This is a genomic window from Pseudonocardia sp. ICBG1293, assembly GCF_020131355.1.
Lineage (GTDB): Bacteria > Actinomycetota > Actinomycetes > Mycobacteriales > Pseudonocardiaceae > Pseudonocardia.
This window is the reverse complement of sequence record NZ_JAHLEL010000044.1, coordinates 664,704-688,008: the sequence shown is the minus strand read 5'-3', so window position 1 is coordinate 688,008 and position 23,305 is coordinate 664,704. Positions and strand designations below refer to the sequence as shown.

The following is a 23,305-nucleotide window of genomic DNA, read 5'->3' as shown; positions in this document are numbered from 1 at the left end:
CGCGCGACGGCCCGGTCCGGCCGCGACGCCCCCGGCGCACCCGCGCTCCGCCGGCGCCCGGCCCCCACCCGGCACGTCCGGTGACGACGCGTGCGGCGCGGCCGCGCGTGAGGCGGTGCTTCCCATGAGGTTCCAGGTTCTCGACATCGTTCCGCACGCCCCGCACCCGGTGACCGGCGAGATCGTCGACACCCACGAGCGGCTGCGCCGGGTGGTGGACACCGCGGTGCTCGCCGAGCGGCTGGGGTTCGACTCCTACGCCGTCGGCGAGCGGCACGCCGGCGAGTTCGTCTCGTCCTCGCCCACCGTGCTGCTGGGCGCGATCGCCCAGGCGACGTCCCGGATCCTGCTCTCGACCGGGGTCACGGTGCTGTCGCTGCTCGACCCGGTCCGCGTCGCGGAGGACTACGCGACGGTCGACCAGCTCTCCGGTGGCCGGCTGGAGATCGTGATCGGCAAGGGCAACGAGGACCGGCACTTCCCGATGTTCGGGCTCGAGCTGGGCCGCCAGTACGAGTACCTGACCGAGAACTACGAGCTGCTGCGCCGCCTGCTGAGCGAGGACGGGGTGGACTGGTCCGGCACCCACCACGCCGACCTGGCCGGGATCACGACGTTCCCACGGCCGTTCGCGGGCCCGTTCCGGATCTGGCACGGCTCGGCGACCTCGACCGCCGCCGTCGACCTCGCCGCCCGCTGGGGCGACCCGATCTTCTCGGCGAACGCGCTGCAGCCGCGGGAGAACTACAAGGTCCTCATCGACCGCTACCGCGACAAGCTCGCCGAGCACGGTCACGACCCGGCGCGGGGCTACGTCGGCTCCGGCTCGGGCGGGCTGTTCCTCGCCGACACCGACGCCGAGGCGATCGCCGAGTACCGCCCCGTCTACGAGGGTTTCGCCGCGAAGCTGCGGGCCGCACACGCCGGGGACGACCGTCCCGGGAAGGCCACCTCGTTCGCGACCGTCGAGGAGGCGGTGGCGCACGGCCCCGCGCTGGTCGGGAGCCCGGAGCGGGTCGCGGCGAAGATCCTCGACTACCACGGGGCCTATGGCCACGACGTCCAGTCGGTGTCGGTCAACCCGGTGCTGCCCTACGAGCGGCAGCACGAGGTGCTGACCCGGTTCGCCACCGAGGTGGTGCCGCTGGTGCGGCGCGAGGTGTCGACGACCTTGTGGGGCCCCGCCGACGCCGGCCGCGCGGCCGGGTTCACCGCCGCGGCCTGACCCCCGGCCCTCCGCCTCGGGCCGCTTCCCGGCCCGCCCGTGCGGTGCGGGGAGCAGGACAGTGCTGCCGGGTCAGCCGGCGTCGGGCAGCGCGACAGGGGTCCAGTCGTTGGTGAACTCCAGGCCGCTGCGCTCGAACAGCTGGGTGACCGGGCACCGCCGCGCGGTCTCCGACACCAGCCGCGCGAACTGCTCGGGCGTCGCGTCGGTCTCCACGGTGGCCCGGACCTGCACCCGGTCGAAGTTGGCGTTGCCCTCGGCGCCACCGACCAGGACGGCGGTGTCGAGGTCACCGCGCACCTCGAAGGTCCAGCGGCCCAGGCGGATGCCCAGGTCCTTCGCGACCAGGCTCGCCGTCACCTGGTTGCAGGAGGTCAGGGAGCCGAGGGCGAAGAACAGCGGGCTGGGCGCGGAGTCGGCGCCGCCGAAGGCCGGGTAGGCGTCGGCGGTGAAGACGTGCCCGGCGTCGCCCTCGGGGCGCAGGGTCTGGAAGACCCCGGTCCCCTCGGAGTGCACGACGAACGGAACGACGGTCTGCTTCGGACGGACTGCGGTCATGGGTGTCCTCCCGGACGAGGTCGGTACGGCGGGAACGGGTGCGCGCAGCCGGCCGGCGCCACCGCCGGGGCGGGCCGGGATCGGGTCGACCGGTGCGTCGTGACCGGCCCGCGGGGCGACACCGCGCGGGCCGAGGGGGACCGGGTCAGCGACAGAGCGCGGAGCGGGTACGACCCAGGTCCACGTGCAGGCGCGCGACGAGGCGCGCGGTTCCGGTCACGGGAGCGATCGTGACCGACCCGCACCGCGGTCGGCAAGCATCGCCGGTTCCCCGTCCAGCCGGTGGACGGTCGGCGCTGGGGGTCCGGACAGCGCGGGGTCCCGTCCCGCCGGGCGGGAGCGCCGGCGCCGGCCCGGCCCGTCCACCCGGCCCGGGTCGGGTGCCTCCGGACCGGGTGTGCGTGACCCCGGCGACCGTGGGGCCGGGGGGTGTCTCTATGGGTTCGTCAAGCGGCGGCGAGTTCTGGATCGGGGTTGTTGACCGTGGGCGGGTTGTAGGGGCGGCGGTCGCGGAGCATGGCGTAGATGACGTCGGTGCGGCGTCGGGCGAGGCAGATCAGGGCGGCGTTGTGTCGTTTGCCGGCGGCTCGTTTGCGGTCGTAGTAGGCGCGGCTGGCGGGGTCGGCCAGGGCGGCGAATGCGGACAGGAACAGCGCGGATTTCAGGGCGTGGTTGCCGCGCTGGGATCGGGTTTCGCCTTTGATCGAGGTGCCGGAGCGGCGGGTGACTGGGGCGAGGCCGGCGTAAGCGGCGAGGTGCCCGGCGGTGGGGAACCCGGAGCCGTCGCCGACGATGGTGAGGATCTTGATGGCGGTCCTGACCCCGAGTCCGGGCATCGAGGTCAGGACCGGTCCAAGAGGGTGGGCCTCCAGGCGGGCTTCGAGCTCGTCGGCGAGCTGGTCGCGTTCGGTGTGGACCTGGCGCAGCTGCCCGGCGACGCCGGTGATGACACGGGCGAACGCGGCCGTGCCGGGAACGGTCAGGCTCTGGGCGTCGAGCGAGGTCAGGATCTGGGCGGGAAGGGTGCGGGCCAGTCGAGGCGACCGGGCCCGCATCGTCTCGGCGATCCCGTCAGCGCCGAGCTCTCGCAGGGCTTGCGGGGTGGGCGCGGCCGCGAGCAGGTCGAGCACGCCACCGCGGTCCAGGCGTGGCCCGAGCAGGCGTTCCAGGGCGGGATGAACATGCAGCAGGGCGTCGCGCAGCCGGTTCGTCAGCCGGGTGCTCTGCCCAGCCAGGTCATCGTCGTAACCGGCGAGCACAGTGAGTTCGGCGAGGGTCTCGTCGTCGGTGCCGACCCGGCGCAGGGTGTGCGGCATCGTCCGGGCGGCCTCGGCGATCACGTGGGCGTCGCGGGCGTCGGTCTTGGCCTGCCCGGGATGCAGGTCGGCGATGCGGCGCATCGCCAGCCCGGGCAGGTAGGCCACCGTGATCCCCAGATCACGAGCGACGGCGATGGCCAGCGCTCCGATCGAGGCGGGCTGGTCGATGACCATCAGCACCGCGCCGTGCTCGGCCAGCCCGGACAGCACGGTGCGCAGCGCCGATTCGTCGTTGGGCAGGGCCTTGTCGTGCACCCGCTTCCCGTTGGTGTCGACCGCGCAGGCGTGGTGTTCGGACTTGCCCACGTCCGGGCCGCAGAACACCGCGAACCCGGTCGGGTGCTGGTCAGGATCGGGCAACCGCCGCTCCCTTCTCGTCGCGGCAGGCCGACCACGAGCACCCGCGCCGGCAGCCACGTTACGAGCAGACCACACGGGTCAGGTCTCTATCAGCGGTCGTTGGCGCCCTCCGGCCACGGCGACAACACCCCCCAGATCATCGGGCGACAGGGGCAGTCAGTCATACCGCGGCCGGCGGCCTGCAAGCCCTCAGCGGGCTTGATCAAGAAAGTAACGGGGGCGGGACCGCGGGCCGGGGAGGGGAGCCGGGTCAGGCGGGGTCGGCGCCGCGGCGCCGCGCGTGGACCGCGGCGGGGTGGTCGGCGCGGACCCGGGCCTGCCCCGGACCCTGCAGGTGCTCGCGCAGGGTCGCGCCCTCCGGGGCCTCGGCGAGGACCCCGCGCCGCCGCAGCTCGGGCACCACGTGCTCCACGACGTCGGCGAAGGTGCCGGGGGTGACCGCGTAGGCGAGGTTGAAGCCGTCGACGTCGGCGACCTCGGCCCAGCGCTCCAGCTCGTCGGCGACCGTCCGCGGGCCGCCCACGACGACGGCTCCCATCCCGCCGATCCCGATGTGCTCGGCGATCGCCCGCGGCGTCCACTCCCGCGTCGGGTCGGCGGTGGTGAACAGCTCGACCGCGCTGCGGATGGCCTCGGTCTCGGCGAAGCGCAGCGGCTCGTCGGGGTCCATAGTGGACAGATCGAGGCCGGACCAGCCGCCGTAGAGGGTGAGCGCGCCCTCCAGGCTGACGTACTGCGCGAGATCGGCGTAGCGCTCGCGGGCCTGCTCGTCGGTGGCGCCGGTGACCACGGTGACCATCGTGAAGACCTTCACCGCACGGGGGTCGCGGCCCTGCTCGCCGGTCTGCCTGCGCAGCTCGGCGACCCGCGGCGCCAGGGTCTCCGGGGTCGGGGAGATGACGAAGACGCCCTCGGCGTGCCGGGCGGCGAACGTCGTGCCGCGCGCGGAGGCGCCTGCCTGGAAGATCGTCGGAGTGCGCTGCGGCGAGGGCTCGGTCAGACCGATCCCGGGGACGTCGAAGAACTCGCCGTGGTGGGCGATCGGCCGGACCTTCGCCGGATCGGTGTAGACGCCCTTGTCCCGGTCGAGCAGCACGGCGTCGTCGTCCCAGGAGGCCTCCCACAGCTGGTGGCAGACCTCCATGAACTCGTCGGCGACGTCGTAGCGCCGGTCGTGCGGCACCTGCTTCTCCAGGCCCAGGTTGCGGGCCGCGGACTCCAGGTAGGAGGTGACGACGTTCCACGCGACCCGGCCCCGGGTGTAGTGGTCCAGGGTGGAGAACCGCCGCGCGAGTGCGTAGGGCTTCTCGTAGGTGAGCGACACCGTGATCCCGAAGCCGAGCCGCTCGGTGACCGCGGCCATCGCCGAGACGGCCAGGGTCGGGTCCCCGACGGGGACCTGCACGCCGTCGCGGATCGCTGGTTCGGGGCCGTCGCGGTAGACGTCGTAGAGGCCCACGACGTCGGCGACGAACAGGCTGGTGAACCCGCCGCGCTCCAGCAGCTGCGCCAGGTCGGTCCAGTAGCGCAGGTCGTGGAAGGTGTGCGAGCGGTCCTCGGGGTGGCGCCACAGCCCGGGCGACTGGTGCCCGGCGCAGGTCATGTCGAACGCGTTGAGGTGCAGACGTCGCGGGTGGTCGGTCATCGCGTGCCGGCGCTCCAGGCGTAGGGCAGGTCGGTGCCGTTGAGCACGTGGTCCCCGACCGACTGCAGCTTGTAGATGAGCGGGTTGTGCACCGAGATCACCCGGGCGTTGCGCCAGTGCCGGTCCAGGCGGAGCCTCTCCGAGGTGATCGAGGCGCCGCCGACCTCGAACAGCTGCGTGGTCGCGTCGAGCACCGCCGGGATCACCGCGGCCTGGGCGTGGGCGACGTCGAGCTCCACCCGGTCGAGCAGTTCCGGGTCCTCACCGCCCGCGGCGAGCAGCTCGTCGAGCTGCTCGGCGATGGTCAGGACCAGGGCGCGCGAGGACCAGGCGGCCGCGGACAGCCGCCCGATGACCTGCTGGACGAGAGGGTCGTGGCGGGGCAGGTCGGCCGGGGCGTGGGTGAAGGTGCGGGTGCGCTCGCGGACCCAGGCGCTGACGTCGTCGGTGGCGCGCCGGGCGATCCCGGCGAGCACGGCGAGCTGCACGAGCTGCAGGTAGGAGGTGCCCCAGCCGCGGCCCTCGGTGCCGTAGCCGGGGCCGAGGACCCGCTCCCGGGGGACGGCGACCCCGTGGAACCCGGTGGTGCCGCTGGCGGTGAGGCGCTGCCCGAAGCCGTCCCAGTCGTCGTGCTGCACGACGCCGTCGGCGTCACCGTCGACGAGCACCGACACCCGCTGTCCGTCGAGGTCGGCGGCGACCAGGATCTGGTCGGCGTACAGGCTTCCGGTCGAGTAGTACTTGGTGCCGTCGAGGCGGTAGCCCTCGCCGTCGGGGGTCAGGGTGGTGCGGTAGCGGTCGATCGCGCCGACCCCGGGCTCGGTGATCGCGTTCCCGACCAGACCACCCTGCGCGACGGCGGCGAGGCGGGCGTCGCGGTCGGGGCCCGGTGCGGCGAGCAGCAGGTCGTCGACGTACCACCAGTGCACGCGGAGCGCCTGCGGCAGGTTCGACTCGGCGGCCGCGAGGTCGACGAGCAGCCGGAACTGCTGGCGGACGGTGGCGCCGTAGCCGCCGAGCTCCACGGGCAGCCGCAGTGCGCCGAAGCGCTCCGCGCGCAGCGCGGCCACCTCGTCGTGGGCCAGGGTGCGACCCTGCTCGCGCGCGAGGGCGCCCTCGGCGATCCGGGCGAACACCGGCGCGAAGACGGCGTCGAGCTGCTCGTCGGTCCAGGGGGCCCGGCCGTCGGTGCCGGTGGGGAGGGGGGAGGTGGCGGTCACGGAGATCCTTCCGATGGGGCGGTGGCGCGCCGGGACGGCGGGCGGCGCCGTGGTGTCGGGTGCGGGGCGTCGGCGCGGACCGGGCGTGCGGACACGGCCGCGGCGGGCGGGTCGGTCGGCGGGACCGGGTCGTGGCCGCACGGGCCCGGCGTGGTCCCGGGTGGTCGAGCGCGCAGCGGATACCGGTCGGCGGGGTGCGGCCTCAGCGGTGCCGGGTCGAGCGGGGACACAGTGCCGACGCCACACGGGCGAGGTCGACATGCCCTCGCGTGGTCAGCAGCACCGATCCGGTCACGGCCCCACGGTAGCCGCGACCGGCGTCGCCACCCAAGACGCCGGCGATCCGGATCACCGGCATCCTGCCTGGTGGGAGCCCGGTGCGGAGTCGTCCGGACACGTGTCCCGCGAGCTGGAAGCTCCACTGTGGAGGCCGGTGTGACCGGCGTCGCCACCGACTTGCGCCGGCCGGTGCGGGCCTGTTGCGTCAGCCGGATGGGAGTCACCCTGCACTGGTTCCTGCCCACGATGGGCGACGGCCGTCACCTCGTCGGGGGAGGGCACGGCACCGCCACCGGGTCCGCGGGCGCCATCCGGCCCGCCTCGATCGAGTACCTCACCACGGTCGCCCGGGCCGCCGAACAGGCCGGGTTCGACGGCGTACTCACCCCGACCGGGGCCTGGTGCGAGGACTCGTGGCTCACCACCGCGATGCTCGTCGCGCACACCGAGCGCCTGCGCTTCCTCGTCGCGTTCCGGCCCGGGTCGATCTCCCCGACCCTGGCCGCCCAGCAGGCCGCCACCTTCCAGCGACACTCCGGCGGTCGGCTGCTGCTCAACGTCGTCACCGGCGGCGAGTCCCGTGAGCAGCGGGCCTACGGCGACTTCCTCGACAAGGACTCCCGCTACGCCCGCACCGGGGAGTTCCTCTCGGTCGTCACCCGGCTGTGGCGCGGCGGGACCGTCGACCTGGACGGCGAGCACGTCCGGGTCGAGCAGGCGTCGCTGTCGCGGCTGCCCGACCCGGTCCCGCCGGTCTACTTCGGCGGCTCGTCCCCGGCCGCGGCCCAGGTCGCCGCCGAGCACGCCGACGTCTACCTGACCTGGGGCGAACCGGTCGAGGCGGTCCACGAGAAGATCGAGCGGATCCGCACGCTCGCCGCCGACCGCGGGCGCACCGTGCGTTTCGGGATCCGGCTGCACGTGATCACCCGCGACACCGCGGCCGAGGCGTGGGCGCAGGCGCACCGGCTCCTCGACGCGCTCGACCCCGAGACCATCGCGGGGGTGCAGGCGGGCCTGGCCGCGAGCGAGTCGGAGGGCCAGCGCCGGATGCGCGCGCTGCACGGCGGGGTCAAGACCTCGGTCGAGGAGCTGACGATCGCGCCGAACCTGTGGGCCGGCGTCGGCCTGGTCCGGGGCGGCGCGGGGACCGCGCTCGTCGGCAGCCACACCGAGGTCGCGGACCGGATCGCCGAGTACCACGAGGCCGGCATCGACGAGTTCGTCCTGTCCGGCTACCCGCACCTTGAGGAGGCGTGGTGGATGGGCGAAGGGGTCGTGCCGGTGCTGCGCGAGCGCGGTCTGTGGACCCCGCCCGACGGCGTCGCCGATGTCGACGACGCCGCCCGCTCCGTGCCGTTCGCCGCCGACCACCGCACGTGAACGACGTCGCGCCCGCCGTGGCGCGGCAGGACGGACCGGACCCGCCCCACCGATCGGTGGGGCGGGTCCGGCCGGGTCAGGAGCCGGACGGGGCGCGCAGGTCCTCGACCGCGGAGGCCACGTCGACCCGGTTGCGCAGCACACCGTAGTCGGAGTAGCGGTCGGCCACCCCCTGCAGCTCGGCGACGAGCTCCGGGGACAGTGGCTGGGTGTCGCGCAGCGCCCGCTGCGCCATCAGGTCGGCCACGGCCGCGGGCCGCTTGGTCAGCTCCGCGTAGATCGCGGCGTTCTCCCGGGAGTTCTCCCGGGCCCACTGCAGCGCACGGCCGTAGCGCTCGGTGAAGTCGGTCAGGGCCGCGCGGGTCCCGGCGTCCTCCAGCGCCGCGGTGTTGGCGTCGAGGAAGGTCAGCCCGGTGCCGAGGCCCTTCGCGTCGCGCAGGACCCGGGCGCCGGACTCCTGCTGGGCGACGGCGGTGTAGGGGTCCCAGGTCGACCAGGCGTCGATCGCGCCGGAGTTCATCGCGGCGGCGGCGTCGACCGGCTGCAGGAACGAGATGGTGACCTCGTCGGGCCGCACCCCGGCCTCCTCCAGCGCGCGCAGCAGCAGGTAGTGCCCGATGCTGCCCTGGGTGGTCGGCGAGATCGTCTTCCCGCGCAGGTCGGCGACCGAGCGGATCGGCGAGTCCTTCGGCACGAGCAGCGCCAGCCCGCCCTGGCTCGGGGAGCGGGTCGCTTCGACGATCTTGATGCGGTCGGTGGAGGACAGCGCGGTCAGGGTGGGCGCGTCGCCGGCGACGCCGACGTCGATCGCCTCGCTGCGCAGCGCCTCCAACAGCGGGGCGGCGGCCGGGAACTGCGCCCACTCGACCCGGTAGGGCGCGCCGTCGAGGGCGCCGGAGGCGTTCACCAGCGCCTGCTGGATACCGGCCTGGTCGCCGACCCGCAGCGTGACCTGCGAGAGGTCGACCGGGCCGTCGTCGGCGGCGCCGGAGCAGCCGGTGAGCAGCAGCGCCAGCGCGGCGAGCAGGGCGGGCAGGGTGAGCAGCGGACGGCGGGTCACGGGGTGGTCTCCGGGTCGGTGAGCGGGGTGAGCGAGGGCAGGTTCACGACGATCCCCTCCTGCGTGCTGCGGGAGATGACCACGACGGCCGGCACCTCGGGGTCGGGGTTCTCCTCGCGGTGCGGGACCCACGGCGGCACGAACACGTAGTCGCCGGGCTCGGTCTGCAGGACGACCTCCCCGGTGCCGTCGTGGAACACGAACCGGGGTCGGCCGGAGACGACGTAGATGGAGGTCTCGGCCTCGCCGTGGTGGTGGTCGCCGGAGTTCGTGGCGGGGGCGACGTGGGTCTCGCCGGTCCAGAGCTTCGAGGAGCCGACGGTCCGTCCGCTCACGGCCTCGCGGCGGGACATGCCGCTGGTCTGGGCGGTGTCGCCGGACAGGTCGGCACCGCGGACGAGGTGCACCCGGGCGTGGTCCGGCGGGGTGGGGGCGAGGTCGGGGTGGAACGGGTCGGTCCCGTGCGCGTGCGTGGTCACCGGGTATCGCCCTCCAGGGCGGTCAGGGTGCGGGTGGTCAGGAAGTCCGCGACGGTGCGTTCCAGGTCCGCCCACAGCGGGGCGGCCGGGCCGGTACCGCGGACCGAGGCGATCGAGCCCTCGGTGGCGCGCACGACGTCGGCGACGGTGATCTCCGCGGCCGGGCGGGCCAGCCGGTAGCCGCCCTCGCAGCCACGACGGCTGGTCACCAGACCGGCCCGGCGCAGCGCGAGCATCACGTTGACCAGGGAGTTCAGCGGGACACCTCGGGCGCGGGCCATCGCGTCGCAGGTGACGGTCGCACCGTCGGCGGCGACGAGCTCGGCGAGTGCGCGCATCGCGTGGTCGAGCCGCGCGGAGACGTTCAGCGGCGCGGCGCGGCGCGACCGGGCGGGCCCCGCCGTGGCGGGCGGCGCCTCGTCGGCGAAGCGGGCGCCCTTGGCGAGGCGTTCGAGGAACTGCACGAGCCGCGCGGCGACGATCCGGTGGAACTGGTCGTTGAGCACGTCGTGCACCCCGTCGACGACGACGGCCACGTCGTCGCCCTGGCGGGCCAGCGACCGGATCCCGGCGACCGGGGCGACCGGGTCGGCGTCGCCGTGCAGCCACAGCACCGCCGCGTCGGGCAGCGGGTCGGTCGGCGGCGGGGGCGGCGCCTGCGCGAGTGCCCCCCAGGCGAAGTCGGGGTCGGACTCGAGGAGCCCTCGATGCACCGGGCAGGCGGTCCGGGCGTCGAGCTCCCCGGCCCGGTCCGCGGGCGGCTCGCCCGGGGCGCCCGTGGGCAGCCCGGCCAGCACGAGCCCGTCCGGGCGGACGGCCCCGGCCAGCTCCCAGGCGCGCAGCGCGCCGGTGTCGGACCCGAGCAGCACCCGGGCCCCGGCCGCGCCGGCCAGCGCGGCGGTGACGTCGTCGGCCCCGGCACCGGGGCCGGGCACGGCGAGGGTCCACCCGTCGGCGGCGAGCCGCCTGCCGAGGCGGGCGTAGAGGCCGGGGTGCTCGCCGCGGCCGGTCAGGACGGCGACGGTGCCCCGCGAGGTCCCCTCGGGGGTCCACACCGTGCCGGTGGTGGCGGGTGCGCTCACGCGGGGACCCCCACCCCGGCGGCCGCGCCGCGGCGGGCGAGCTCGGCGCGCACGGCGGGCAGCAGCTCGCGGCCGTAGCGGCGGGCGTCGTCGATCGGGTCGTAGCCGCGGATGAGCAGCGTGCTGACGCCGATGTCGACGTAGTCGGCGAGCGCGGCGGCGACGGTGTCCGGGGTGCCGACCAGGGCGGTGGAGTTCCCGGCCGCGCCGGAGGCCGCCGCGGTGGCCGTCCACAGGCAGCGGTCGTGCAGCTCCCCGGCCTCGGCGGCGGCGAGCAGGCGCTGGGACCCGACGTTGGCCGGGGCCCCCGGCTCGCGCATCCGGGTGCCGGTGAACGAGCCGTGACCGCCGCGGGCGGCGACGATCCGGTCCCGTACGTCGTGCGCGCGGGCCCAGGCCTGCTCCTCGGTGTCGCCGAGGATCGGCCGGAACGACACGCTGATCCGGGGCGGGTCGGTGCGGCCCGCGGCGCGGGCGGCCTCGTGCACCCGGGCGATCTGCTCGGCGGTCCCGGCGAGCGGCTCGCCCCACAGGGCGAAGACGTCGGCGTGCCGCCCGCCCACCCGGTACGCGGCCTCGGAGGACCCGCCGAAGTACACCGGGATCGGACCGAGCGGGCGGATCTCCTGGGCCACACCCGCGACCCGGTAGTGCTCGCCGGTGTGGTCGAAGGGCTCGCGCTCGGTCCAGGCCCGGCGCACGACCGACAGGTACTCGTCGGTGCGGGCGTAGCGCTCGTCCTTGCCGAGCCAGTCGCCGTCGCGGCGCTGGTCGGTGTCGCTGCCCCCGGAGATGACGTGTATCGCGACCCGGCCGCCGCCGCTGAAGTGGTCCAGCGTCGCGTACTGGCGGGCGGCCAGGGTGGGGGCGGTGAAGCCGGGCCGGTGCGCGACGAGGAAACCGAGCCGGTCGGTGTGCGCGGCCGCGTACGCGGCGACCTGCAGCCCGTCCGGGGTGGACGACGAGTGGCCGATGAGGACCTTGTCGAAGCCGGCCTCCTCGTGGGCGGTGGCGAACCGGCGGACGAGGGCCGGATCGAGGACCGGTCCGGTGGCGGGCAGGATCTCCGAGACCTCCTGGGTCCCGATCATGCCGATGAACTCGATGCTCATGTGCGCTCCTGGGGTCGGTGCACGCCGAGGCGGCCGAGCAGATCGGCACGCATGCGCTGGAAGTCGGGGTCGGTGACGTCGCGGGGGCGGGGTAGGTCGACCGGTGCGTCGTGGGCGATCCGGCCGCCCTCCATCACCAGGACGCGGTCGGCGAGCACGAGCGCCTCCTCGACGTCGTGGGTCACGAGCAGCACCGCGCACCGGTGGCGCTGCCAGAGTTCGTCGACGAGCCCGCGGGCGGTGATCCGGGTGAGCGCGTCGAGTGCGGAGAACGGCTCGTCGAGCAGCAGCAGGTCCGGGTCGCGGACCAGGGCGCGGGCCAGCGCCGCGCGCTGGGCCTCGCCGCCGGAGAGGACCTTGGGCCACACGTCGGTGCGGTGGTCGAGGCCGACCTCGGCCAGGGCGGCCTCGGCCCGGGCGCGGTCGGGGCGCCCGGGCAGGCCGAGCACGACGTTGCGCCAGACCTTCTTCCACGGCAGTAGGCGTGGTGCCTGGAACCCGACGGCCCGCCTGCGGGCGACGGTGACCTCGCCGGTGACGTCGTTGTCGAGGTCGGCCAGGATCCGCAGCAGGGTGGACTTGCCGCAGCCCGAGGCGCCGAGCAGCGCCACGAACTGACCGGGCTCGATGTCGAGGTCGAGGTCGGTCAGGACGGCCCGGTCACCGAAGTGTCGGCCCAGGCCGCGGACTGACACGGGTCGCGCGGTGGTGCTCACCGTCCGCTGAACGCCGGTCGCCATGACAGCAGCCCCCTCTCCAGGGTGCGCACCACGAGGTCGCCGACCAGCCCGAGCACCGCGTAGAGCGCGAGGCAGACGACGATCACGTCGGTCTGGAAGAACTCCCGGGCGGTGTTCATCTCGTAGCCGATCCCGGAGGTGGCGTTGATGGTCTCGCCGAAGACCAGGGCGAGCCACGCGGTGCCCAGCGCGTAGCGCAGCCCGACCAGGAACTGGGGCATCGCCGACGGCAGGATGACGTGGCGGACCTGGCCGAACCAGCCGAGTCCCAGCGTGCGGGCGGCCTCGACGAGGGTCGCGTCGACGTTGCGGATCCCGCCGAAGAGGTTCATGTAGAGCGGGAAGGTCACGGCGAGCGCGATGAGCGCGATCTTGGGCTCCTCGCCGATGCCGAACCAGATGATCAGCAGCGGGATGAGCCCGATGACGGGAACCGTGCGCAGCATCTGCACGGGCGCGTCGATCACGTCCTCGCCGCGGCGGAACAGCCCGGACAGGGTGGCGAGCAGGACGGCGGCGACGAGGCCGATCGCGATGCCGGACAGCACCCGCACGCTCGACACCGCCACCGCGCTCTGCAGCGCGCCGTCGGCCCACATCTCGGCAGCGGTGACCGCGACGGTCGCGGGCGAGGCGAGGACGTCGCGGGGGAGCACGCCGGTGCTCGACAGCACCTGCCACAGCCCGATGAGCACGACCGGGGATGCGGTCTTGACCAGCCAGCGGGGGACCCGGTCCGGGCCGCGGGTGTGGCGGGTGCGGAGGGTCTCGACCTCGGGAGCCGCGGGGGCCCGTTCCCGGGTGGACGTGGTCGTCATCGGAACTCCTGGGGGTCGGCGGGCACGCCGGACCGACCCGCCGGCGACGGCCGGTGGGCGGGTCGGGTGTGCGGAGAGGACGTCGCGGACGACGGGTGCTCGACGTGCTGGCCCGGCGCGGACGGTGCGCGCGGCGGGGCCCGGCGTCCTGCCGGGGTGCGGTGCCGCGGACGTGCACGGCGCAGGCCCCGGCCGGGTCGGCGGACGTGGCTGGTGGACGTGGCCCGGCGGGCGTGGTGCGGTGGGACCGGTGCGCGGTGGGTGCGCCGTCACGTCCCCGGGCGCGGGGCGGCCGGGACGCCGGGTCAGGACCGACAGAGCGCCGACGCGACGCGCGCGAGGTCGATGTGCGCGCGTGTCGTCAGCGGAACCGGAACGGTCATGGGGGAACGGTAACCGGCCGGCGGAGGAAACCCAACCCTTGGCGTTGGGATTGGGTCACGGCGTTTCGGCTGCTGGGAACGGGTGCCGAACACGTCCGGACACCCCGGCCCGGCCGGGCACGCACGGCACCCGACCGGGCTCCGGCCGCGCGCCCGTCACCGCACCCGGCCGCCGTCGCGGGCGCACGAGCCCCGCACCGCATCGCACGAGCGGGCCGTTCGTACGAACCTTTCGTACGAACGGCCCGCTCGTGCGGTGCGGGGCTCGTGCGGTGCGGGGCGGGTGGGTGGGAGGCGCGGGGTCACACGGAGAGAGCGAGTCCCCGGGCGCGCAGCACCCGTCGCTCCAGGGGTCGGAAGACCAGCAGCTCGACCCCGATGCCGACGATGAGGATGAGCAGGATCGCGGCGAAGACCTGGACGATGTCGTTCACGTCGGCGCCGTTCTTCAGGTAGGCGCCCAGCCCGACCCCCAGTGCCGGACCGGCGGCGATGATCTCCGCGGCCATCAGCGAGCGCCAGGAGAACGCCCAGCCCTGCTTGCAGCCTGCGAGGTAGCCGGGCAGCGCCGCGGGGAGCAGCACGTAGCGGGCCATCTGGTAGCCCGTCGCGCCCAGCACCTGCCCTGCCCGCGGCAGGATCGGCGGCACCTGGTCGATCCCCGCCACCAGGCCGTTGGCGATCGAGGGCACCGAGCCGAGCAGCACGACGAAGAAGATCGTGGTGTTGGTCAGCCCGAACCACAGCACCGCGGCCGGGACCCACGCCACCGACGGCAGCGGCTGCAGCCCGGTGAGCAGCGGTCCGATCGCCGCGCGCACCACCGGCACCTTGGCGACCACCACCCCGAGCGGGGTGGCGATGACCAGGGCGAGCAGGAAGCCGAGGGCGGCCCGGCTGATCGAGGTCCACAGGATCGACCAGATCTCGCCGCTGACGACGGTCTCCCCGAACGCCTCGGCCACCGCGCCCGGGGAGGGCAGGCGGTACTCGGGGGTGATCGCCGAGGCCCAGACGATCTGCCAGACCACGACGATCAGGACGAGGGCGACGGGCGGCGGCAGCCAGGTCCGCAGGAAGCGCTGCCACCACGGGGTGGTGCGCTCGACCGGGGTGTCGAGGGCGTCGAGCCCGGCGACCGCGGCGGCGGAGTCCCGGTCGTTCTCGACGACCGTCATCGAGGAGTCCTCACGCGGCATGGCTGGTGATCACCTGCCGCAACCGTCCGGTGATGTCGTCGTGCAGCTCGGCCTGGGCCTCGGCGTCGTGACCGTCGGCGGGCACGACCCACTCGCGGACCACGGTGCCGGGGCGCGATGACAGCAGCACGACCCGCTCGGCCAGCCGGACCGCCTCGCGCACGTCGTGGGTGACGAACACGATCGTCGTGCCGGTCGCCCGCCAGACCCGCAGGAGCTCGCCCTGCAGCACGTCGCGGGTGATCGCGTCGAGCGCGGCGAACGGCTCGTCCATCAGCAGCAGCCCGCCGGTGCCGTGCTCGTCCCCGAGCCCGGTCGCGGCGGCCAGTGCCCGGGCCAGCGACACGCGCTGGCGCATGCCGCCGGACAGTTCGTGCGGTCGCTTGCCGCCCACACCCTCCAGCCGGACCAGGGTGAGCAGCTCCTCGGCCCGCTCCCGCCGGGCCGACCGGCCGTGCCCGGCGAGCTTGAGCGGCAGCTCGACGTTGCGCAGCGCGGTCAGCCACGGCATGAGCGCGGCCTCCTGGAACATGAACGACGGCCGGGCGGACCCCACCGCGACCTCGCCCGACGTCGGCTCGTCGAGCCCGGCGAGCAGGTTCAGCAGCGTCGACTTGCCGCAGCCGGACGCGCCGAGTACGCAGACGAACTCGCCGTCGCCGACCCGCAGGTCGATCCCGTTGAGCGCGGTCACCGCCCCGGTGCCGGCCCCGAAGGTCTTGGCCACCCCGGACAGCTCCACGGCGGTGTCGCGGGTCCGCGGGCGCCGGCTGGTCAGGTCGACGGTCATCGGTGGTTCCCCTCGTCGATCGGAAAAGGTCAGTTCGCGGCGGCGAGCCCGGCCGGGTCCACGGCGGCCTCCCCGGAGCTCGTCCGGACCGCGTCGACCGCGGTCGGGTCGAGGAAGCCGGTCAGGTCGGCCTCGCTCTGCGCGATGCCCGCCGTGACCGAGTCCTTCGCCAGCTGCGGGAAGGTCGAGGCCAGCGGGTCGCTGTCGAAGGACAGCTCGGTGAAGGCGCGGTCGAGGATGTTCGCGGCCAGCGGCTTGCCGGTGATCTCCTCGATGGCCTGGTTCGACACGGTCTTCGCCTGCGCCGGGTCGTCGCGGATGAACGCGATGGCCTTCTGCTCGCCGCGCAGGATCGCCTCGACGGTCTGCGGGTGCTGCTGCAGGAACTCGGTCCGGACGATGACCACGGTGGTCGGGAACTTCCCGTCCGGCCACAGGGACTTCTCGTCGAGCAGGACCTTCGCCCCGGCGTCGACCAGCCGCGAGCTCCACGGCTCGGGCAGCCATCCGCCGGCGAGCTTGCCCTGCTTGAACAGGTCGAGGGTCTGCGGGTTGTCGATGTTCTGCACGGTCACCGCGTCCGGGCCGTCCCCGATCGGGAGGTTGTTCTCCTTGAGCCAGGTCTTGAACGCGATGTCCTGGGTGTTGCCCAGCTGCGGCGTCGCGATGATCTTGCCCTTGAGCTGCTCGGGCGAGGTGATGTCCGGGCTGGTCACCAGCTGGGCCCCGGCCGAGGTGGAGCCGGCGACCAGGCGCACGGCCTCGCCGCCCGACTTGGTGAAGGCGTTGATCGCCGGCCCGGAGCCGATGAACGCCACGTCGATCGACCCACCGAGCAGGGCGTTGACCTGGTCCGGGCCCGCGTTGAAGGTCTGGGTGGTGAGCGTCGTGTTCCCCAGCTCGGTGGCGAACAGGCCCTGCTTCACCCCGACCAGCGCGGGGGCGTGGGTGATGTTCGGGAAGTAGCCGAGGCGGACCTCGGTGGCGGGGGAGGTGGCACCCGCGGCGGTGGTGCTCTCCTCGGCGCGGGAGCAGCCGGCCAGCAGCCCGAGCGCAGTGAGCAACGCGAGCAGGACGGCGGCGGTGCGCGCCCGGGATCCGGGGCGCAGGACGTGCGGGGACATCGCGGGAGGGGGTCCTTCCGTGGTGGGCGGCGGGCGGTCGGGACGACCGCGGCGCGCCGGGACCGGCCGGCCGGGACGGCGTGCCGGGGTACAGGACGGGTGGCGGGCCGGAGTGGTGTCCGGCGGGCGATCCCGGTTCCGGCGGGTGCGTCGCACGCCGGGCGTGCGGCGTTACCGTCCGCGGGAGGAGGGGGACCGGTGCGGCTCGGTCAGCGACAGAGTTCGCTGTAGGCGGGCGCGCGTCGGCTCGGCCAGAACTGCTCCAGGCCGGTCGGGCGCAGCGGGACGGCGTGCCACGCGGTGCGGGCACGGTGCAGGTGGACGGCCTCCGTCACGCCCCGCACGAACCGCTGCGGGCGCGAGGGTCGCCGCCGGCTCGTCGTCACCCGACCAGGGTGCTGGGTGGTCACCTCCCCGGACAACCCGGTGTCCACCAACCAGGAACGACCTCTGGTTGTCCGGACACCTAGTGTCGCGTAAACGATGTTCTTTGACCGGGTCGGCAGTGGTTGAGTAGGTGGTCTGCGGGTTTGGTCCAGATGAACGGGTGGCAGCGTTCGTTCCAGCCGTCGATGAACCGGCCGATCGCGCCGATCAGTTCTCTGACGCTGCCGAAGCTGCCGTGGCGAATGGCCTGGCGGGTGATGACCCCGAAAAAGACCTCGACCATGTTCAGCCACGATCCCGAGGTCGGGGTGAAGTGCAGGGTGATCCGCGGGTTGCGGGCCAGCCAGGCCTTCACTGCGGGGTGCTTGTGGGTCGCGTAGTTGTCCACCACCAGGTGCAGCTTGCGCCGCGGGTAGGCCTTCGCGACCTGCTTGAGGAACCGCAGGAACTCCTGATGGCGATGCCGCGGCAGGCACGCCTGCTCGACCCGCCCGGTCGCGACCTCTAACGCCGCGAACAGCGTGGTGGTGCCGTGACGGACGTAGTCATGCGTCCGTTTCTCCGGGATACCGGGCATGATCGGCAGGATCGGCGCTGTCCGGTCCAGGGCCTGGACCTGGGATTTCTCGTCGACGCAGAGCACGACGGCCTTGTCCGGCGGGTTCAGATACAACCCGACGATGTCGCGGACCTTGGCTTCGAGCTCGGGATCGGTGGAGAACTTGAACGTCTCGGACTTCCACGGCTGCAGCCCCCACCGCCGCCAAATCTTGCCGATCCACACGTGGGAGATCCCGAGCTCGGCACCGAGCAGCCGTGACGACCAGTGCGTGACTCCGAGCCGCTCAGGCGGCGGTTCCAGCGTGGCGAGCACGACCGCGACCTCGTCGATCACCGGCGGCCGGCCCGCCTTGGGCCGGTCGGCCAGCCCGGCGATCCCCTCAGCGGCGTAACGCTTCTTCCACCCGATCACCGTCGCCTTCGACGCCCCGACCAGTGTGACGATGTCCTTGACCGCCACCCCGTCCGCGGCCAGCAACACGATCCTGCCCCGTCGGGCCAGTCCCGCCGAAACCGACGAGGAACGCAGCCAGGACTCCAACACCTCGCGGTCGGCGGCCGGAACGTCCACGGTCACAGTCAACGGCACAGCTCATGATCCCGTAAACCAGCCCGTGAGTAAAGTAACCTAGTTACCGCAACACTAGTGTCGCGTAAACGATGTTCTTTGACCGGGTCGGCAGTGGTTGAGTAGGTGGTCTGCGGGTTTGGTCCAGATGAACGGGTGGCAGCGTTCGTTCCAGCCGTCGATGAACCGGCCGATCGCGCCGATCAGTTCTCTGACGCTGCCGAAGCTGCCGTGGCGAATGGCCTGGCGGGTGATGACCCCGAAAAAGACCTCGACCATGTTCAGCCACGATCCCGAGGTCGGGGTGAAGTGCAGGGTGATCCGCGGGTTGCGGGCCAGCCAGGCCTTCACTGCGGGGTGCTTGTGGGTCGCGTAGTTGTCCACCACCAGGTGCAGCTTGCGCCGCGGGTAGGCCTTCGCGACCTGCTTGAGGAACCGCAGGAACTCCTGATGGCGATGCCGCGGCAGGCACGCCTGCTCGACCCGCCCGGTCGCGACCTCTAACCTGAGTTGCACAGGTTTAGAGGTCGTTTCAGAACGACTTGTCGAGTTTCCATTGACCCCTCGACGACAGATCAAACGGCAGGTCAGATAGCCGCTTGTCGTCTACAACAGACACGTCGACCTCGTTCTGAAATGACCTCTTAGAGGTCGTTTCAGAAGTCGGCGTGTCGGTCCTGTGTGGATCGGCGCTGGTAGCTGATCATGTCCGGTCGTGGCGCGGCGATCTTGTGTCGAGCGATTGGTGAGCGACGAGCTGTGGGCGCTGGTGGAGCCGCTGCTGCCCAAGCCGCGCAAGCACAAGCGGGGACGGACAGGCCGTCCGCGGGTGCCGGATCGGGCCGCTCTGGCCGGGATCGTGTTCGTGCTCAAGACCGGGATCAGCTGGAACGCGCTGCCCGCCGAGCTCGGCTGTGGGTCCGGAGTGACCTGCTGGCGGCGGCTACGGCAGTGGCAGCAGGCCGGGGTCTGGGCCCAGCTGCACCGGGTGATGCTCGACCGCCTCGCCCAGCAGGGCCTGCTGGACTGGTCGCGGGCGGCGGTGGACAGCGTGAGCGTGCGGGCCAAGCGCCGCGGCGAGGCCACCGGGCCCTCGCCGACCGATCGCGGGAAGGCGGGCAGCAAGTACCACGTGCTCTGCGACCGAGGCGGGCTCCCGCTGCATGCGCTGGTCACCGGGGCGAACACCCACGACAGTCGGATGCTCGCCCCGCTGCTGGACACCAACCCCGGCGTCCGCGAACGGGCGGGACAGCCGGGGCGTCCGCGACGTCGGCCGGACAAGGTGCACGCCGACAAGGGCTACGACTATCCCCGCTGCCGCCGCTACCTGAGTGGGCGTGGGATCGGGGTGCGGATCGCCCGGCGCGGGATCGAGGACTCCACCCGGCTCGGGCGGGTCCGCTGGGTCGTCGAGCGCACCATGTCCTGGCTGCTGGACTTCCGCCGCCTCGCGCTGCGCTACGACCGCGCCGAATCCACGATCACCGCGCTGTTATCGCTGGCCTGCGCCCTGATCTGCCACCGCCGCCTCACCAAGCCGAAGCCGAAGCCGAAGTGATGGTCGACCCAGCCCTCGCTGAGGCACTCGCCTACGAGGTCGGGGCCAGCGGCCGCCAGGCCAGCCACTCCAAGGCCCGGTCGGCCTCGTCAGGGTCGAAGCGGTGCGGGTCGAACGGCCCGCCCGCCCACTCCAGGCGCTCGGCGCGGTCGGGATGGTCAGGGTCGGCGAGCACGGCCTGGAAGTCCTCATACCCCCCGATCCCGCCGACGTCCTCGGGCGGGCACGCCCCCTGCCCGGCGACGCATCGCGGATAGCACACTCCCGGCTCGACGGCCGCGACCGCCTCGACGGTGATCTCGTGGGCCCAGTTGTCACCGAAGTCGTAGACGTAACCGAACCGGTCACCAGCCTTGACCAGCCGAAACAGCTTCTCTTTCGTCTCGTCGGCGACATCCTGTCCGGGCCAGTCCGGGTCTGGGATCCCGTAGCGGCGCCCGACGATCTCGAACTCGTGCAGATGAGAGTTCGTCCAGCCCATCACTGACTGCACCACCTCGTGCAACACCGCCAAGTCGACCTCGCCCGGCACCTGCACCCGACGCCGGACCGCCGGCACCACCTCGGTCAGGACGATCTCCAACTCGAAAATCTTCGTCTTCTCAGACACACGAGGCGCGACCATCAGCCGATGCTGCCAGCCCCGCCGTCACCGGCAGAACCGGGCCCACCACTTCTGAAACGACGTCTTAGAGGTCATTTCAGAACGAGGTCGACGTGTCTGTTGTAGACGACAAGCGGCTATCTGACCTGCCGTTTGATCTGTCGTCGAGGGGTCAATGGAAACTCGACAAGTCGTTCTGAAACGACCTCTTAGAGCGTCCGGCAGTAGAGGTGGCCGTGTGTCGGTGTTGGTAGAGACACGGACCTGCAAGTGATCATGGGATTGCTGATGTCCTGATGGTCGCCTGGAGGGTCCGTGCCTCTATTGCCAGAATCGCTGATCGACCCCCTCTGGGTCGAGTTCGCTGCCCTGATCGAGGCAGAGCGGCGCCCGGAGTTCGACCCGGCCCATCCGTGGGGATGTCACCGCCGCCGTATCCCCGACCGCCTGGTGTTCGAGCACGTGCTCGCGGCGTTGGTGCACGGCAGCGGCTACGAACGCATCGCCACCCCCGGCTGCTCGGACCGCACGATCCGCCGCCGTCTCGCCCAGTGGGCCGCCGCCGGCGTCGGGGAGCAGGTCCTTCGGGCCGCGCTGGCCGGCTATGACCAGATGATCGGTCTCGACCTCGACGATCTGTCTGCCGACGGAGCGATCACCAAGGCTCCCTGCGGTGGCGAGGTCGCCGGCTGTAACCCGGTCGACCGGGGCAAACAGGGCACCAAACGCTCCGTGGTCTGCGACGGTGCGGGGATCCCGCTGCACCTGATCAGCGCCCGCGCCAATGACCACGACTCGCCGTTGCTGAAACCGACCCTGATCGGGATCTACGACATGATCGGGCCGCTGCCCGAGCGACCGTGCCTGCACCTGGACCGGGGCTATGACTCAGGCAAGACCCGCGATCTGCTCGAACGACTCGGGTTCGACGCACAGATCGCCACCAAGGGCCGGCCCGCCCCGATCCAGGTCGGTAAGCGGTGGCCGGTCGAGCGCACCCATTCCTGGATGAACGGCTACGGCAAGCTGCGCCGGTTCACCGATCGCCGGAAGATCATCGTCGAGTTCTACCTCGACCTCGCCGCCGCGCTCACCGTGATCCGCCGGCTGATCAACCGTGCCCGCAGCCGCTACCGCTGGACAACCCGACCCACGACCCGTCGACTCCGATAACCATCAATCGCCGGGCGCTCTTAGAGGTCATTTCAGAACGAGGTCGACGTGTCTGTTGTAGACGACAAGCGGCTATCTGACCTGCCGTTTGATCTGTCGTCGAGGGGTCAATGGAAACTCGACAAGTCGTTCTGAAACGACCTCTTAGTGCCCCGGCGCGGTGATGGTGGGGAGCCGGTCGAGAATGGCACGCGCGCCGCTGGTGATCTGCGGGGCGGCGGTGATCGGGTGACCGCCGACGTCGACTCGGACGGTTCGTAGTGGGCGCAGGGCTGTGACCAGCTTCTTGATGGTCACGCCTGCCGCGTCCTGGAGGTGTCGGGAGACCGCGAGGGCGGCGAAGACGACGGTGAGGTGGGCTTCGATGGCGTCGCGTTCGCGGTGGAAGATCGGTCGGGCTCGCAGGTCGGACTTGGCCATGCGGAAGCTGGCCTCGACCTGCCACAGGTCGTGGTAGGCGGCCACGACCTTGTGCCCGTCCATGGTGGACTCGGCCAGGTTGGTGACGTAGCCCTTCAACCCGGCGAGCTGGCGGGCGCGTTCGACCAGGCCCCAGTCGACCTCGGTGCCGGTGGAGGCGATGCGGACGAAGCGGTCCTTCTTCAACGGCCGGGTGCCGGCGGCGACCTTCTCCGCGCGGTCGACCATGGCGTTGATCGCCCGGTCATCGTGTTTGTGGCGGGCGAAGCGGTACTGGTAGACGACCCGCCGGCTCCGTTTCGCCTTCCCTGTCCCCATGTCGCGGCGCGACTCCAGGACCTGGCCGTCGTCGAAGGCGTTGCCGTGACGCTCGACGTGCGCGGCCAGATCGTAGGGCGCCTTGCTGATCCTCGACCCCACGATGAAGGAGAACCCGTTGTCCTCCAACGCGTTCAGGTTCGACGCGGACAGCATTCCGGCATCGGCGACGACCACCATGTCCTTCACGTCGTGCCGTTTGCGGAAGTCCTCCAGAACGGGTAGCAGAGTGGTCGTCTCGGCCTTGTTGCCCTCGAAGCAGCGGACCTCGAGCGGGAACCCGGACGGGTCGACGAGCAGCCCGACCTGGATCTGCGGGTCGACCCGGCGTTCCTTGCTCATCCCTACCTTGCGCAGCGTGTCCTCGTGCTCGACCTCGAAATGCAGCGTGGTCACGTCATAGAGCACCAGCGACGCCGCCCCCACCCGCGAGGCCACGGTGCAGGCGGCGGCCAGGACGGCCCGGTAGTCCTTGTCGCTGCAGCGGCGCAGCGCCGCGGTGAAGGTGTTGCGATGCGGCGCGACCACCCCGAGTTCATCGAGGACCCCGACCGCGGCAGAGGTGCTGGTGGGCTCCACGATCCTGGCGAGCACGAGCGCCCGGAACACCTCGTCGGCGAGCTGGTCGAACCCCAACCGGCGGTAGGCATCGCACAGGACGTTCCACAGGACCTCGCTCGCCGACCCGGTCACGACCGCGCCCGCCGCGCCCCCGGTGGCAGGGGCGTCGAGGTCGAGGGCCTGCTGACCTGCATGGATGCGATCCCGCGCTGAGGCGATCAGCACTGCGAGCTCGGCGTCATCATGAGCGGAACCGACGTGGGCGACGATCCGCCGGACCCCGTGGCGCTTCTCCACGATCTGCACCGCCGTCGCCCCGGACGCCGTCTTCACCTTCCGGACGAACACCACCCGAGACTACCGATTAGTGCCCCAG

The 23,305-nt window shown here is 72.6% G+C and carries 23 protein-coding genes and 1 pseudogene; 4 read left to right on the top strand and 20 right to left on the bottom strand.

The genetic code is table 11. From position 1 onward, the window contains the following. Positions 1-124 precede the first annotated feature (124 nt). Positions 125-1,225, top strand: coding sequence for an LLM class flavin-dependent oxidoreductase (locus tag KPF47_RS22940; protein WP_224390900.1), 1,101 nt, complete (start codon positions 125-127; stop codon positions 1,223-1,225). Positions 1,226-1,297: 72 nt separating this feature from the next. Here KPF47_RS22940 and KPF47_RS22935 read toward each other — a convergent pair whose 3' ends face one another. The 5 genes from KPF47_RS22935 to KPF47_RS41050 form a co-directional block, all read right to left on the bottom strand. Further along, positions 1,298-1,783 carry an OsmC family protein gene (locus KPF47_RS22935; protein ID WP_224390899.1) on the bottom strand — a complete coding sequence of 162 codons (486 nt, stop codon included), beginning with the start codon at positions 1,781-1,783 and terminating at the stop codon, positions 1,298-1,300. A 446-nt stretch (positions 1,784-2,229) separates the two neighbouring features. After that, positions 2,230-3,462 (bottom strand): IS110 family transposase, encoded by a 1,233-nt coding sequence (locus tag KPF47_RS22930; RefSeq protein ID WP_224389991.1) that lies wholly within the window; start codon positions 3,460-3,462, stop codon positions 2,230-2,232. Between the two features lie 250 nt (positions 3,463-3,712). Next, the gene (locus KPF47_RS22925) at positions 3,713-5,107 is read right to left on the bottom strand and encodes an LLM class flavin-dependent oxidoreductase (protein ID WP_224390898.1); all 1,395 of its coding nucleotides are present in this window, start codon (positions 5,105-5,107) and stop codon (positions 3,713-3,715) included. Next, positions 5,104-6,327, bottom strand: a complete 1,224-nt coding sequence (locus KPF47_RS22920) for an acyl-CoA dehydrogenase family protein (protein ID WP_224390897.1) — start codon at positions 6,325-6,327, stop codon at positions 5,104-5,106. Before KPF47_RS22920 ends, KPF47_RS22925 begins: the two co-directional genes overlap by 4 nt. A 202-nt stretch (positions 6,328-6,529) precedes the next feature. Next, positions 6,530-6,685: a putative leader peptide gene (locus KPF47_RS41050; protein WP_374108877.1), complete on the bottom strand. Its 156-nt coding sequence runs from the start codon at positions 6,683-6,685 to the stop codon at positions 6,530-6,532. A 134-nt stretch (positions 6,686-6,819) separates the two neighbouring features. On the opposite strand from KPF47_RS41050, the gene KPF47_RS22915 reads away from it, so the two are divergent. Further along, positions 6,820-7,989, top strand: a complete 1,170-nt coding sequence (locus KPF47_RS22915) for an LLM class flavin-dependent oxidoreductase (protein WP_224390896.1) — start codon at positions 6,820-6,822, stop codon at positions 7,987-7,989. Positions 7,990-8,065: 76 nt separating this feature from the next. On the opposite strand, the gene KPF47_RS22910 is transcribed toward KPF47_RS22915, so the two are convergent. The 13 genes and pseudogenes from KPF47_RS22910 to KPF47_RS22860 form a co-directional block, all read right to left on the bottom strand. Continuing rightward, a complete protein-coding gene (locus KPF47_RS22910; protein ID WP_224390895.1) occupies positions 8,066-9,049 on the bottom strand; it encodes an ABC transporter substrate-binding protein in 984 nt (327 codons plus the stop codon). Then, positions 9,046-9,456 (bottom strand): cupin domain-containing protein, encoded by a 411-nt coding sequence (locus KPF47_RS22905; protein ID WP_075312065.1) that lies wholly within the window; start codon positions 9,454-9,456, stop codon positions 9,046-9,048. Before KPF47_RS22905 ends, KPF47_RS22910 begins: the two co-directional genes overlap by 4 nt. A gap of 68 nt (positions 9,457-9,524) precedes the next feature. Continuing rightward, entirely contained in the window at positions 9,525-10,610 is a 1,086-nt protein-coding gene (locus KPF47_RS40360; protein ID WP_308015464.1) for an Rrf2 family transcriptional regulator, read from the bottom strand. Next, entirely contained in the window at positions 10,607-11,722 is a 1,116-nt protein-coding gene (locus tag KPF47_RS22895) for an LLM class flavin-dependent oxidoreductase (protein ID WP_224390894.1), read from the bottom strand. Before KPF47_RS22895 ends, KPF47_RS40360 begins: the two co-directional genes overlap by 4 nt. After that, positions 11,719-12,462 (bottom strand): ABC transporter ATP-binding protein, encoded by a 744-nt coding sequence (locus KPF47_RS22890; RefSeq protein ID WP_224390893.1) that lies wholly within the window; start codon positions 12,460-12,462, stop codon positions 11,719-11,721. Before KPF47_RS22890 ends, KPF47_RS22895 begins: the two co-directional genes overlap by 4 nt. After that, positions 12,435-13,280, bottom strand: a complete 846-nt coding sequence (locus KPF47_RS22885; protein WP_224390892.1) for an ABC transporter permease — start codon at positions 13,278-13,280, stop codon at positions 12,435-12,437. Before KPF47_RS22885 ends, KPF47_RS22890 begins: the two co-directional genes overlap by 28 nt. A gap of 305 nt (positions 13,281-13,585) precedes the next feature. After that, positions 13,586-13,663 (bottom strand): putative leader peptide, encoded by a 78-nt coding sequence (locus KPF47_RS41045; protein WP_368858483.1) that lies wholly within the window; start codon positions 13,661-13,663, stop codon positions 13,586-13,588. Between the two features lie 302 nt (positions 13,664-13,965). Continuing rightward, positions 13,966-14,862, bottom strand: coding sequence for an ABC transporter permease (locus KPF47_RS22880; RefSeq protein ID WP_224390891.1), 897 nt, complete (start codon positions 14,860-14,862; stop codon positions 13,966-13,968). Beyond that, positions 14,852-15,652 carry an ABC transporter ATP-binding protein gene (locus KPF47_RS22875; protein ID WP_224390890.1) on the bottom strand — a complete coding sequence of 267 codons (801 nt, stop codon included), beginning with the start codon at positions 15,650-15,652 and terminating at the stop codon, positions 14,852-14,854. The genes KPF47_RS22880 and KPF47_RS22875 overlap by 11 nt, the downstream gene beginning before the upstream one ends. Positions 15,653-15,681: 29 nt before the next feature. Then, the gene (locus KPF47_RS22870) at positions 15,682-16,776 is read right to left on the bottom strand and encodes an ABC transporter substrate-binding protein (RefSeq protein WP_224390889.1); all 1,095 of its coding nucleotides are present in this window, start codon (positions 16,774-16,776) and stop codon (positions 15,682-15,684) included. Positions 16,777-16,985: 209 nt separating this feature from the next. Then, a complete protein-coding gene (locus tag KPF47_RS39040; protein ID WP_255660137.1) occupies positions 16,986-17,111 on the bottom strand; it encodes a hypothetical protein in 126 nt (41 codons plus the stop codon). 131 nt (positions 17,112-17,242) lie between these two features. Beyond that, positions 17,243-18,307 carry an IS630 family transposase gene (locus KPF47_RS22865; protein WP_255659991.1) on the bottom strand — a complete coding sequence of 355 codons (1,065 nt, stop codon included), beginning with the start codon at positions 18,305-18,307 and terminating at the stop codon, positions 17,243-17,245. A gap of 60 nt (positions 18,308-18,367) precedes the next feature. Next, positions 18,368-18,796: pseudogene (locus KPF47_RS22860) on the bottom strand (IS630 family transposase); the annotation flags it as partial. Between the two features lie 211 nt (positions 18,797-19,007). Between KPF47_RS22860 and KPF47_RS22855 the strand changes: the two are divergent. Next, entirely contained in the window at positions 19,008-19,853 is an 846-nt protein-coding gene (locus KPF47_RS22855; protein WP_224386179.1) for an IS5 family transposase, read from the top strand. Positions 19,854-19,884: 31 nt separating this feature from the next. Here KPF47_RS22855 and KPF47_RS22850 read toward each other — a convergent pair whose 3' ends face one another. Next, positions 19,885-20,478 (bottom strand): plasmid pRiA4b ORF-3 family protein, encoded by a 594-nt coding sequence (locus tag KPF47_RS22850; protein WP_224386178.1) that lies wholly within the window; start codon positions 20,476-20,478, stop codon positions 19,885-19,887. A gap of 294 nt (positions 20,479-20,772) precedes the next feature. Between KPF47_RS22850 and KPF47_RS22845 the strand changes: the two genes are divergently transcribed. Next, on the top strand, positions 20,773-21,630 hold the full coding sequence (locus KPF47_RS22845) for an IS5 family transposase (protein ID WP_224389877.1): 858 nt from the start codon (positions 20,773-20,775) through the stop codon (positions 21,628-21,630). 144 nt (positions 21,631-21,774) lie between these two features. Here KPF47_RS22845 and KPF47_RS22840 read toward each other — a convergent pair whose 3' ends face one another. Further along, positions 21,775-23,280 carry an IS1634 family transposase gene (locus KPF47_RS22840; protein ID WP_374108799.1) on the bottom strand — a complete coding sequence of 502 codons (1,506 nt, stop codon included), beginning with the start codon at positions 23,278-23,280 and terminating at the stop codon, positions 21,775-21,777. Positions 23,281-23,305: the final 25 nt, after the last annotated feature.